Consider the following 12684-nt stretch of genomic DNA (forward strand, 5'->3'; position numbering starts at 1 on the left):
GATTAATATGGCATGGCAGGAATTTCATTTTTTACGACCATGGTGGCTACTCGCCATCCCGTTACTCGTTCTGGTATGGCTGAGCTATCGTCAATTGCGCATACGGCAGTCGGGTTGGCAGGGTGTTATAGCCCCGCATTTATACCAAAAGATGGTTGATGTGGGACGGTCTGGTCAGGGGTCTTCATTACATTTTGTTTTGCTAACTGGGTGGATACTGGCCTCTTTGGCATTAGCCGGCCCTACCTGGCAACGTTTACCGCAGCCTGTATATCAGGTTAAGGCCGGCCAGGTGGTGGTCATGGATATGTCATTATCAATGCGGGCAACCGATATTTCACCAGACCGGCTTACCCGCGCAAAATACAAAGCTATGGATTTGGTAAAAAGCATCAGCGAGGGTGAAACCGGTCTGGTGGCTTATGCGGGTGATGCCTTCACTATCAGTCCCCTAACCGCAGATTACAAGAACCTCACTGCGCTTATTCCCAGTCTAAGCCCTGAAATTATGCCAGTACCGGGCAGCGACCCTATTAGCGGTATTGAACAAGCCAGTACATTGCTGACCAATGCTGGCTACCAGCAAGGAAACATCTTCTGGATAACAGATGGAATCAGCCGTGCTCAGCAGCAGGAATTACAAGAATATATCGCCACCCTGCCCTTTACCGTAAATATACTGGCAGTAGGAACCCAACAAGGTGCGCCTATAAAACAGGCAAGCGGTGAGTTACTAAAAGATACTCGCGGGCAGATTGTAATCCCCCGATTGCGGGTTGATTCATTAGAGCCTCTGGCCTCAAATTCTGGGGGTATATTTACTGAAATCTCAGCGCGGGAAAGCGATATTAAAATGCTAGCCGGAAGCCTTCAAAACACCGAAAAGCAATTATCTGAAGAGCAGCAAAACCAATATAGTGGTGATCAGTGGCAAGAATACGGCCCGTATCTGCTGTTACTTTGTTTGCCTTTGGTTCTGCTTTGTTTCAGACGAGCCACAGTATTTTGTGTGACTTTAGTGGGGCTCTCTTTGACCATGCCTACGCCGGTTGCTGCGCAAACTGCGAATCCGGTTAATACTGAATCACAAGCTGAGCAAAGTTTAAATTGGCCTAGCCGGGTGTTTAAAAATGCTGATCAGCAAGGTTTAGCACTGTTTGAAAAAGACGCATATGAACAAGCTGCCGACACATTCGAAGAAGACTCATGGCAAGCCGCAGCCCAATATAAAGCTGGCAACTTTGACAGTGCAGCGGCGTTATACGAAAACGCTGAAACAGCAGTAGGCGCTTACAATCATGGCAATGCTCTGGCTAAATCAGGGCAGTATGAACAAGCGATAAAAGCTTATGATAAAGCCTTGTCTAAAAATGCAAACCATGAAGAAGCACTGCACAATAAATCCATTGTTGAACAGCTATTGAAGCAACAGCAACAGCAACAACAACAACAACAACAACAACAACAACAACAAAACAACGAAAACCAAAACGCCAACGATCAGTCTCAGTCAGGTTCTGACTCGCAGAATCAACAATCAGGTGATAACAAAGAAAACACCGATAATAGCGAAAATAGCAACAGTGGCGAAGCGGACGACAGCGATAAAACTGACAAGAGCGATAGTGCCAGCGACAGCGACCCGACAAAACCCGCCACTAATGAGGCTGGCGCTTCTGACACCCAACAGAACCCGGCGCAAAAGCCTGAAGCAGACACAACAGATGATACAGAACAGACATCGCCCTCTGAGTCTGAAGCAGATGGACCAGAGCAGGGGCAGTTTGACAAACCTGAACCTGACACATCTGAGCAGGGTCAATCTGAGACTGACGCCCAGGTAGCGTCTCAGGCAGAGCTTAGCGATGAAGAAAAAGAAAATTTACAAAGGTTAGAAAACCTGAAAAAAAGAATACCCGATGATCCGGCATTCTTACTTAAACGAAAAATGCAGCTTGAGGCTCAGCAGCGACGCAATCGGCGTCCCCCCTCTAATCGGAGTGAGTGGTAATGAAACAGTTGGTCACCTTCCTTGTAATCCTGATAATAAGTGTCCCGAGTCAGGCCCAGGTTACAAATGTACGGGCTCAGATAGATAAAAACCCGGTAATGGTGGATGAGGCAATTCGATTGTCGGTTATTGCAGCAGGCGATCCCTCTCGTGATGCTTTTGACAGCTCGCCCTTGCTAACTGACTTTGTTGTCGGCCGGACCTCCATTAGCAATCGAACCAGTATCATTAATGGTACCCATAGCAAAACCACCACCTGGACCACCACGTTATTCCCCAGAGAAAAAGGAACCTTCACCATTCCGTCCTTCACCATTGAAGGCCAGCAAACCCAGCCTATACAGGTTAAAGTGATTCCGGTAAGTCAGGCAAATGATGAGCCAGCCCGCGATTTTTATGTGACTACCAGCGTGGATACCAATGAAGTGTATCTGAATCAGCAGATACGCTATACGGTGAAGTTATACCTGGCCACAGACATTGAGCGTGGCAGCCTGCAAGCGCCAAAACTTGAACAGGCGCAAATCAGCCCCTTAGGCGAAGACCAGCGTAGCACTGAAATTGTTAATGGCAGACGCTATCAGGTTATTGAAAGAAATTTTGCGGTGGTTCCGCAACGCTCAGGCGAATTTACCATTCAGGGCCCGGTGTTCTCCGGAGAGGTTCTTGCCCCCAACTCCGGCCAACGCTTTGGCTTTTTTAATCGCACACAAACAATTAACCGGTTGGGTCCAGATATTACATTAACGGTTAGCCCTAAACCCGACGACATAGATTACCATTGGCTTCCCAGCGAGTTTGTGGATATTCATGAAGAATGGCCGCAAGCGCAAAAATTTACCGTAGGCGAACCTGTCACCCGAACCATGACCCTTACCGCTATGGGAGTAGTTGAAGAGCAGCTTCCGGAGTTTCCCGAACATTATCCTCCCGGTTTTAAAGTTTATCCGGATCAAAGCCAGACCGCCACGGTAGATAAAGACAATACGCTGATCGCACAACGGGTAACCTCGGTAGCAATTATTCCCACCAAAGCGGGTAAGTATGTACTTCCCGAGATTACCGTTCCCTGGTTTAATGTATTAACTAAACAAACCGAATATGCCACATTAAAGGCGCGAAGTATTGAAGTGGTAGCTGATGGCAACGTTTTACCAGATTCAAACCCGGTAAAGCCCGTGGTTGAAAATAACCCCAACGCTACTAAACCCGTCCCTGAGGCAGATTCACCCGAGGTGGTGCAAACACAAAACCCCCTGTCTGTCTGGTTCTGGATACCCTTAGCGCTTTGGGTTTTGACGTTAATCTTGTTAGGGTGGGTTATTGTTTATTATCAAAGAAAGCTTAAGCAACTTAAGCACACCACACACCCAGTTACACCGGATTCAGATTCTTCCGGCGAAAGCAAAGCTTACTTTAAGCTTGAGCAAGCTGTATCGGCGGGCCAGGCAAACGCTGTGGTGGGGGCTTTAAATTACTGGCTTCAACAATTAGACAGCGCTCCCCAGCCACTTAACCGGCCTGCGGACTGGGCGCTTACCGCGCCCCTGCAGCCTCACGTAGATACCATGCTGGCAACATTATACGGTCCGCACCCTGAACAATGGCGCCCGCAAACGTTACAAAGTGCACTTAAAGCAGTGCGCCAACAATACTTACAACAAAAAACACAACAACAGCAACCGTTGTCACCGCTGTATTAATAAGAACAAAGCAGTTATGACATCAATCCAGGGAGTTTTTATGAAAAAGAATACATTTTGTTTAAGTGCGTTAGCACTGGCTATTAGCGGATTAATGGCCTGTTCACCCGCACCGCAAGAAAACGCCTCGAATAAAAACGCGAGTCAAAGCTCTGAAAATCAGTCTCAAATGAGTGCTCAAACTGAGTCTGAGCGGCTTAGTGCGTTTTTTGAACGCACCTTTGAGGAAGATCTTAAGCGTTCTCCTGTTTCGCAGAGCTATCTGGGTTATAAATGGGATTATGGCGAATGGGACGATGTAAGCGAAGAAGCTAAAGAACAAAAAATAGCTATATCAAAAAATCGTCTGGAAGAGTTGGATACTTTTGATACGCAAAACTTAGACGAACAGGAAAAGCTAAGTGTAGAGCTATATCGTTACGAGCTTGAGCGCAGCATCGAGAACGACGAGTTTCGCCATCATAACTATGTTATCAATCAGTTTCGCGGTCCTCACACCATGGTCCCAAGCTTTTTGATAAACATTCATAGCGTTAAAAACGAAGACGATGCTAAAGCCTATATAAGTCGGTTAGACAAAGTCGATAGCTATTTTGATCAGGTTATTGATCAAATGAAGTTGCGTGAAAAAGCAAAAGTATTTCCTCCCAAGTGGGCGTATGAACAAATGATTCAAGCCTCAGAAAATGTTATTTCTGGCGCCCCGTTTGACACTTCTGAGTCTCCATCAACTTTATGGGAAGATATTAACGGCAAAATTAACGAGCTGGATGTCGAAGATACGGTAAAACAAAACTTGCTGGCTGAAGCAAAAGCAGCCCTGCTTACCTCTGTACGGCCTGCTTATCAGTCGCTGATAAGCGAATTAGAAAGCCAGGAAAAGCTTACCCCAGAGGGGGACGGTGTCTGGCGCTTACCAGAAGGCAAAGCCTGGTATGACAATCGTTTAAGCTGGTACACCACCACCGATCTTAGCGCCGAAGAAGTACACCAAATTGGCGTTGAAAATGTCGCACGTATTCATGAAGAAATGAAAGACATCATGAAAGAGGTAGAGTTTGACGGCACGCTACAGGAATTTTTTGAATTCATGCGTACCGATGAGCAATTTTACTATGAAGACAGCCAGGAAGGTCGTCAGCGCTATTTGACCGAGGCCAAACAACATATCGATAATATGCGTGAAGCCTTACCCGAATATTTCGGTCTCACGCCTCAGGCTAAAATGATTGTAAAACGAGTTGAAGCGTTTCGCGAACAATCGGCGGGTAAAGCATTTTATCAAAGCCCGGCTCAGGATGGGTCGCGCCCGGGGATATACTACGCCAACCTTTACGATATGAGCTCTATGCCAACCTATCAAATGGAGGCGCTGGCATATCATGAAGGTATTCCAGGTCACCATATGCAACGTGCCATTGCGCAAGAGCTTGAAGGCATTCCTATGTTTCAAAAGTTCTTAAGCGCGACCGCTTATACCGAAGGCTGGGGGTTATACAGCGAAGAGCTGGCGAAAGACATGGGCTTTTATAAAGACCCCTATTCTGATTTTGGGCGTCTGGCTATGGAATTGTGGCGCGCTTGTCGTTTAGTGGTCGACACGGGTATCCATGCAAAGCAATGGTCGCGTGAGAAAGCGGTTGATTATTTAGTCCAGAATACGCCAAACCCCAAGTACGATGCACAAAAGGCCATTGAGCGTTATATTGCGCTGCCGGGCCAGGCTACCGCGTACATGATTGGTAAACTGAAAATTATGGAATTGCGCGAAAAAGCCCAACAAGAATTAGGCGAAAAATTCAGCTACCCTGAATTTCACGACGAAATTCTTAAAGATGGGCCTGTGTCTCTGGCAGTACTGACCGACAAAATAAATGGGTGGATTGAAAAAACCAAAAATCAATAAACTCTGATTTTACGTTATTGATTAAGTATAAACCCCGGCGATCGCCGGGGTTTTTTATTGCCAGTACCGCTAAATCGGCTATGCTCATAGCACTATTTTACTGCATCTTTAAAAAATGCCCATCTCACGAAATAAATTGCAAGGCGTGCGGGTCTTATCTGGCATGAAACAAAAACAACAACGCTACGAAGCCTTAGTACATGCTTTTCATGCCGATATTTACCGCTATGCTTATTATTTGGCGAAAGATAAAAGCATTGCTGAAGATATTGCCCAAGAAACGTTTTTACGGGCCTGGCGCTCGTTAGATGCGCTAAAAGACGAAAAGGCAGCAAAAGCCTGGCTTATCACTATAGTTCGCCGTGAAAACGCCCGTCGGTTTGAAAAAAAACAGCTGGATATTGTCGAGTACGATGAAGCCGCCATAGTGGATGAAACGTGTTTTGCCGATAGCACGGTGCAACAAAATGAAGTGCATCGGTTACTGGCAGGACTCACGTTGGAGTATCGTGAGCCGCTAATTTTGCAGCTTATTTTTGGGTACAGTGGCGAAGAAATTGCAGCTCAGCTTAATCTGAACAAAAATACGGTGATGACACGCTTGTTCAGAGCCCGTAATCAACTTAAAGATACCCTTGTTAAGACACCAGAAGTACGAGGCCATCAAAATGGATGAGTTAGAATTTCGGCGTCGAATTTATGCCGACCCCGACACCTTAGACCCTGAGGTCATTAAAGCCGCCGAAGCCGATCCTGATAAACAAGCTTTTCGCGATCACATTCGCCAAATGAATAACGAGTTGAAACAGGCAGCAAAAATACCCGTACCTGAGGGTCTGGCCCACAAACTAATTTGGCAACAAGCCACTGACGATTTTAACGCAAGACGCAAAACACAGCGCTGGTATACTGCCTTAGCCGCGTCAATTGCATTGGTAATAGGCGTAATGAGCACATTATGGTTGGTACAACGGCCGCCAAGCCTTGAAACTCAGGCTTTGGCACATGTTACTCATCTTAACCAGGAACTACCGGAGAACCGTTATTCCGTTAATATTGAGCAGGTGAATGCAAAGCTCGCTAGCTTTGGGGGACGATTAGTCAGCACGTTAGGCAATATCCAGGTGGCTAATTTTTGTCATCTACAGTCGGTTCGCAGCTTACATTTAATACTGGATACCGAGCAAGGCCCCATGTCGGTGTTTATTTTACCTTCTGAAAAAGCAAATCAGGCCCCGGAACAATTTGGTAATAACAACTTTCAAGGTACCCGGTTTGATTTACAAAGAGCAAGCATTTTGGTGGTCGGGGACAAAAACGCTGACTTAAACCCATTATCAGAAAGAGTACGAAAAAGCATAAGATTTTCAGCCTGATACAGCAATTTAAGCCACTTCACATAGTGGCTTTTTGCTATTCCCAACCCGCATTTTTCAAATTAATTCACCTTCAAGTTGCCCCCATTCATGGAGACTTACGTAAGTTCCTGTTAGCATGCCAAAAAAAATAAGGAAGGATTTATGGCCACAGGTACTATAATTTCATTAGGGCTTTACTTTGCAGCCATGATTGGCATTGGCTTATTTGCCTACAGGCAAACAGACACTAATGTCGAAGGCTATATATTGGGTGGACGACAGTTAGGCCCCGCGGTAACCGCGCTTTCTGCTGGCGCCTCAGACATGAGTGGCTGGATGCTGATGGGTCTTCCCGGAGCGATGTTTGTCTCAGGACTGTCTGCCGGATGGATTGCCATTGGTTTAGTATTAGGTGCATTAGCAAACTATCTGCTGGTAGCGCCACGGTTGCGGGTCTATACCGAAATTGCCAACAACGCAATTACCCTGCCCGATTACTTTGAGAATCGATTCGATGACAATAGCCGGTTACTGCGTGTCATCGCATCGGTTGTTATTGTTGTGTTTTTCACCCTGTATACCTCTTCAGGTGTTGTTGCCGGCGGTAAACTGTTCGAATCTTCATTTGGGTTAACCTACGAAACCGGTTTGTATGTGACTACTGCTGTGGTGGTGCTTTACACGCTAGTGGGTGGTTTTATGGCGGTAAGCATGACCGACTTTGTACAGGGTTGTATCATGTTTGTGTCATTGGTAATGGTACCTATTGTTACCGTTATGGAGCTGGGCGGATTTAATGAAGCAGTTCAGGCTGTGCGGGCCATCGACCCTGATTTGCTTAACCCGTTTGCCGATGCCAGCACCAAGAAAGACCTGACCATAATAGGTATTATTTCCCTGCTGGCGTGGGGCTTAGGTTACTTTGGTCAACCACACATAATCGTGCGATTCATGGCGATTCGTAGCGTCAAAGATGTTCCGGCCGCACGTAACATCGGCATGAGCTGGATGATTGTTTCTATTATCGGTGCCTTGATTACCGGTTTGTTTGGTCTGGCTTATGTCACTGCGCAAGGCGATGTGCAGATAGACCCTGAAACAATCTTTATTTATCTGTCTCAGATTCTCTTTCATCCATTAATTGGTGGTTTCTTACTTGCCGCAATTCTGGCCGCTATTATGAGTACAATCTCATCGCAGCTGCTGGTTACTTCAAGTTCATTAACCAGCGATTTTTACCAGGCGTTTTTGCGTCGTAATGCGTCAGATACCGAACTGGTTGTTGCCGGTCGTTTATCGGTGGTAGTCGTGGCTGCCGTTGCTATTTATCTGGCCTATGATCGAGACAGCACCATTTTGACACTGGTTAGTAACGCATGGGCTGGTTTTGGCGCAGCATTTGGTCCACTGGTATTGTTTAGTTTGTTTAAACGTAGCATGACCCGTCGCGCTGCCCTGGGTGGCATGGTTGTTGGTGCCTTAACCGTATTGTTCTGGATTTACGCGCCATTCCAGATTGACGGTAAACCACTTAGTGCCTGGATGTATGAAATTGTCCCTGGCTTTGTACTGTCTTGTATCACTATCATGATTTTGTCTAAATCTGGCAAGCCTCGTGAAGGTGTTGAAGATACCTTTGATGCATTTCAGAAAAAAATGGATGAAGAACTGCGCTAATCGATAGTTCTTTGTTCAGTAAAAAAAGCCACTTCAAATGAAGTGGCTTTTTTGTGGCCGCTATTACCCCATGCACTTGAGTGCGTTTGAATAACATGCATCGATATTGCATTACTTTTATCGCCCCACAATTACTCATAATCGCGCGTTGCGCTTATTCAACATCAATCTAACGTGGGCGCGTGCTTACTAACTGGCATAAAAGTGCTATTTCGTATAGCTAAATGGCATAGCACTTTTTGATCTAAATATGCTAGTGTTCTATACATATAATCGTTTCGTATATAACCTTAACTATCGGACTCGACAATGACTTCAGAAATACCGTCTATTACGCATTTGAAACAACTCGAAGCCGAGAGCATCCATATCTTTCGCGAGGTCGCTGCAGAGTTTGATAACCCTGTTATGCTGTACTCGGTAGGTAAGGATTCTTCGGTCTTACTGCATTTAGCCAGAAAGGCATTCTCGCCGGGTAAAATCCCGTTTCCTCTTCTTCATGTTGACACGACCTGGAAATTCCAGGAAATGATCGAGTTTCGTGACCGTCAGGCAGAAAAATACGGCTTTGATCTTCTGGTTCATAAAAATCCTGAAGGCGTAGCCCAGGGCGTGGGCCCTTTTTCTCACGGAAGTTCAGTGCACACTGACGTCATGAAAACCCAGGCGTTAAAGCAGGCGTTAAACGAACACAAGTTTGATGCTGCCTTTGGTGGCGCACGTCGCGATGAAGAAAAGTCGCGGGCTAAAGAGCGAGTGTATTCGTTTCGCGACAGCAATCACCGCTGGGACCCAAAAAATCAGCGCCCCGAATTGTGGAATATCTACAATTCTAAAGTGAATAAGGGTGAAAGTATTCGTGTGTTCCCCATGTCTAACTGGACCGAGCTAGACATCTGGCAATATATTTATCTTGAGAACATTGATATTCCTTCTTTGTACCTGGCCAAACCTCGGCCGGTGGTAGAACGTGATGGTGTTCTTATTATGGTTGATGATGACAGAATGCCAATGGAGCCAGGTGAAGAGCCGCAAATGCGTTCAGTTCGCTTTCGTACATTGGGCTGCTACCCACTTACCGGTGCGGTAGAGTCAGAAGCTGCCTCTTTACCCGAGGTAATTCAGGAAATGCTGCTTACCAAAACCTCTGAACGTCAGGGCCGGGTTATCGACCATGACAGCGCCGGGTCGATGGAAAAGAAAAAAATGGAAGGGTATTTCTAATATGGCTACCGATATTGTCTGGCATCAACACGAGGTCACTAAACAGACCCGTAGCCAACAACTTGGTCAGCAACCCAGGGTTATCTGGCTTACTGGTTTAAGCGGCTCTGGAAAATCAACCCTGGCCAATCTGCTTGAGAAAAAGCTGGTTGATAATAACCGGCACACCTACCTGCTTGACGGCGATAATGTCCGCCATGGTTTGTGTGGCGATTTAGGCTTTTCAGATAAAGACCGGGTCGAAAATATTCGACGCATCAGTGAGGTTGCGCGTTTGTTTGTGGATGCAGGAAGCCTGGTTATCACCGCGTTTATCTCGCCTTTTCAAACTGACCGGGATTTTTGTCGAAACCTGCTCGATGACAACGAATTTATTGAAGTGTTTGTCGACACGCCGTTAGAAGTTTGTGAGCAGCGTGACCCGAAAGGCTTATACAAAAAAGCCCGTAACGGTGAGATCAAACATTTTACCGGTATCGATTCTACTTATGAAGCGCCTGCGAACCCTGAAGTTCATCTTAAATATCAAGATGAAAGTGCCGAGGATACCGCAGAGCGGTTGTATCATTTATTGGTCGAAAAAGGACTTGTATAATGGCTTTACCTGACCCATTGGCAGAGCAAATTCTGCGCATCGCCCGTCAGGCTGGCGATGAAATTATGTCGATTTACGACAAAGATTTTACCATCTATGAAAAACAAGATACCAGCCCACTGACTGAAGCTGATTTAGCGGCACACAAAATTATTGTGGCCGAGTTAGAGCAATTGTCAGACCTACCCATTTTGTCTGAAGAGTCGGCCGATATTAGCTGGGAAGAACGACAAACCTGGCAGCGTTACTGGTTAGTTGACCCCCTTGATGGAACTAAAGAGTTTATCAAGAAAAACGGGGAGTTTACGGTCAATATTGCGTTAATTGATAATGGCGAACCCGTGATGGGTGTAGTCTATGCACCGGCAAAGGCCACCAGTTATGTTGGTGTAGTCGGCAAAGGCGCATGGCAAATTGATGAGCAAGGTCAGACGGCTATCTCAGCTCAGCCTCATCAGTCTGGCGATACCTGGAAGATTGTTGGCAGCCGCTCTCATCAAAGTCCCGAAATACAGCAGTTATTAGCTCAGCTTGAAGGCGAAACCGAATTGGTCGCTATGGGCAGTTCGTTAAAACTGTGTTTGGTGGCGACGGGTGAGGCCCATATGTACCCTCGCCTGGGGCCAACATCTGAATGGGACACCGGTGCTGCCCATGCCGTAGCGCTAGCCGCCGGCGCTACCGTTACGGTGCTGAATCCAAAAGATCCTTTAAATAAAAACGCCGAACCTCTTTCTTATAATCAGAAAGAGTCTGTGTTGAATCCCTTTTTCCTAGTGAGCGCATAAGCATGAATAGCGAAAACAGTTTATTGAAAGAAGACGTTCTGGCTTATCTGGAACAACATGAAAAGAAAGATTTATTACGTTTTTTGACCTGCGGCAGCGTTGATGACGGCAAAAGTACGTTGATTGGCCGGTTGTTACATGACTCAAAAATGATCTACGAAGATCAATTGGCTGCGGTAACTAAAGACAGCAAAAAAATGGGCACCACTGGCGAAAAAATCGACCTGGCATTGTTGGTGGATGGTTTGCAGTCAGAGCGTGAGCAAGGCATCACTATTGATGTGGCTTATCGGTATTTCTCTACCGATAAACGTAAGTTTATTATTGCAGACACGCCAGGACACGAACAGTATACCCGTAACATGGTAACCGGTGCCTCGACCTGTGATTTAGCTATTTTAATGGTCGACGCCCGTGCTGGCGTTAAAACCCAAACCAAACGCCATTCATTTTTAGCCAGTTTGCTTGGTATTAAGCATGTCATTGTGGCCATCAATAAAATGGATTTGATTGGTTTTAGCGAAGACAAATACGAAGAAATCAAACAACAGTATCTGGATTTTGCAGCAGATTTGAACATTCCTGATATTCGGTTTATTCCAATTTCAGCCTTAGATGGCGACAATATTGTCAATAAGAGCGAAAACACCCCGTGGTTTACAGGAACCCCATTAATGGAGTTGCTTGAAAACATAGAAGTGGGCAAATATGTCAATGCCGATGATTTTCGTTTTCCGGTGCAGTATGTAAATCGTCCAAATCTGGATTTTCGCGGGTTCGCAGGCACAGTGGTTTCAGGCCAGATTAAACCTGGCGATGAAGTTACTGCCCTGCCCTCAATGAAAACCTCAAAGGTAAAATCTATTGTTACCTTTGAAGGTGAGCAAGAATGGGCGTATACCCCACAAGCAGTAACCCTGACCCTTGAAGACGAAATTGATATTTCACGGGGCGATATGATTGTGAAATCGGGGAATCTGCCATTGTCGTCTGCTCAGTTTAAAGCGCACCTGGTGTGGATGGCTGAAGAGCCAATGATGCCGAACAAACAATACAGCTTTAAATTTGCAACCAAAATGACCACCGGTGCGATAGCTGAAGTTGAGTATCAAATCGACGTAAATACCCTGGAACATAAAGGGGCGGCGCATCTTAACTTAAACGAAATTGGTGTGGTTGACCTGAAATTTACTCAGGAAATCGCGTGTGACTCATACGAGCGTAATCCAGGTACTGGTTCGTTTGTGATTATTGATCGTATGACTAACGGCACCGTTGGCGCAGGGATGATTATCGACGAACTGGCTGCCGACAAACAGCATAAGTCGGTCAATTACTCTGAGTTTGAACTTGAGTTTAACGAGCTGGTTCGTAAGCATTTTCCGCACTGGAATGCACTTGATATCAGCAAGCTGTAACTTC

At 46.0% G+C, this 12684-nt stretch carries 10 protein-coding genes; all 10 read left to right on the forward strand.

Annotation, left to right across the window (positions count from 1 at the left end):
• Positions 1-7: 7 nt before the first annotated feature.
• Positions 8-2011, forward strand: a complete 2004-nt coding sequence (locus JK130_RS12115) for a vWA domain-containing protein (RefSeq protein WP_246587789.1) — start codon at positions 8-10, stop codon at positions 2009-2011.
• Complete coding sequence (locus JK130_RS12120; protein ID WP_218354588.1) at positions 2011-3714, forward strand: BatD family protein; 1704 nt, start codon at positions 2011-2013, stop codon at positions 3712-3714. The genes JK130_RS12115 and JK130_RS12120 overlap by 1 nt, the downstream gene beginning before the upstream one ends.
• A gap of 40 nt (positions 3715-3754) precedes the next feature.
• Positions 3755-5620 (forward strand): DUF885 domain-containing protein, encoded by a 1866-nt coding sequence (locus JK130_RS12125; RefSeq protein WP_218354589.1) that lies wholly within the window; start codon positions 3755-3757, stop codon positions 5618-5620.
• Between the two features lie 163 nt (positions 5621-5783).
• A complete protein-coding gene (locus JK130_RS12130; RefSeq protein ID WP_246587790.1) occupies positions 5784-6296 on the forward strand; it encodes a sigma-70 family RNA polymerase sigma factor in 513 nt (170 codons plus the stop codon).
• Complete coding sequence (locus tag JK130_RS12135; RefSeq protein ID WP_218354591.1) at positions 6289-6996, forward strand: DUF3379 family protein; 708 nt, start codon at positions 6289-6291, stop codon at positions 6994-6996. The genes JK130_RS12130 and JK130_RS12135 overlap by 8 nt, the downstream gene beginning before the upstream one ends.
• Before the next feature lie 144 nt (positions 6997-7140).
• Positions 7141-8655: a sodium/proline symporter PutP gene (putP, locus tag JK130_RS12140; protein WP_218354592.1), complete on the forward strand. Its 1515-nt coding sequence runs from the start codon at positions 7141-7143 to the stop codon at positions 8653-8655.
• Between the two features lie 309 nt (positions 8656-8964).
• A complete protein-coding gene (gene cysD, locus JK130_RS12145) occupies positions 8965-9879 on the forward strand; it encodes a sulfate adenylyltransferase subunit CysD (protein ID WP_218354593.1) in 915 nt (304 codons plus the stop codon).
• Position 9880: 1 nt separating this feature from the next.
• Positions 9881-10474, forward strand: a complete 594-nt coding sequence (cysC, locus tag JK130_RS12150; RefSeq protein WP_218354594.1) for an adenylyl-sulfate kinase — start codon at positions 9881-9883, stop codon at positions 10472-10474.
• A complete protein-coding gene (gene cysQ, locus JK130_RS12155) occupies positions 10474-11262 on the forward strand; it encodes a 3'(2'),5'-bisphosphate nucleotidase CysQ (protein WP_218354595.1) in 789 nt (262 codons plus the stop codon). Before cysC ends, cysQ begins: the two co-directional genes overlap by 1 nt.
• 2 nt (positions 11263-11264) lie before the next feature.
• Positions 11265-12680, forward strand: coding sequence for a sulfate adenylyltransferase subunit CysN (gene cysN, locus JK130_RS12160; RefSeq protein ID WP_218354596.1), 1416 nt, complete (start codon positions 11265-11267; stop codon positions 12678-12680).
• The last annotated feature ends 4 nt before the right edge of the window (positions 12681-12684 follow it).

Origin of the sequence: Alteromonas lipotrueiana, from assembly GCF_019249245.1 — a bacterium.
Lineage (GTDB): Bacteria > Pseudomonadota > Gammaproteobacteria > Enterobacterales > Alteromonadaceae > Alteromonas > Alteromonas lipotrueiana.

Excerpts from the sequence above, each read along its gene's own strand:
- JK130_RS12135 (WP_218354591.1), top strand. The coding sequence starts at position 6,289 with ATGGATGAGTTAGAATTTCGGCGTCGAATTTATGCCGACCCCGACACC.
- cysQ (WP_218354595.1), top strand. The coding sequence starts at position 10,474 with ATGGCTTTACCTGACCCATTGGCAGAGCAAATTCTGCGCATCGCCCGT.
- JK130_RS12125 (WP_218354589.1), top strand. The coding sequence starts at position 3,755 with ATGAAAAAGAATACATTTTGTTTAAGTGCGTTAGCACTGGCTATTAGC.
- cysN (WP_218354596.1), top strand. The coding sequence starts at position 11,265 with ATGAATAGCGAAAACAGTTTATTGAAAGAAGACGTTCTGGCTTATCTG.
- putP (WP_218354592.1), top strand. The coding sequence starts at position 7,141 with ATGGCCACAGGTACTATAATTTCATTAGGGCTTTACTTTGCAGCCATG.
- JK130_RS12120 (WP_218354588.1), top strand. The coding sequence starts at position 2,011 with ATGAAACAGTTGGTCACCTTCCTTGTAATCCTGATAATAAGTGTCCCG.
- cysC (WP_218354594.1), top strand. The coding sequence starts at position 9,881 with ATGGCTACCGATATTGTCTGGCATCAACACGAGGTCACTAAACAGACC.
- JK130_RS12115 (WP_246587789.1), top strand. The coding sequence starts at position 8 with ATGGCATGGCAGGAATTTCATTTTTTACGACCATGGTGGCTACTCGCC.
- cysD (WP_218354593.1), top strand. The coding sequence starts at position 8,965 with ATGACTTCAGAAATACCGTCTATTACGCATTTGAAACAACTCGAAGCC.
- JK130_RS12130 (WP_246587790.1), top strand. The coding sequence starts at position 5,784 with ATGAAACAAAAACAACAACGCTACGAAGCCTTAGTACATGCTTTTCAT.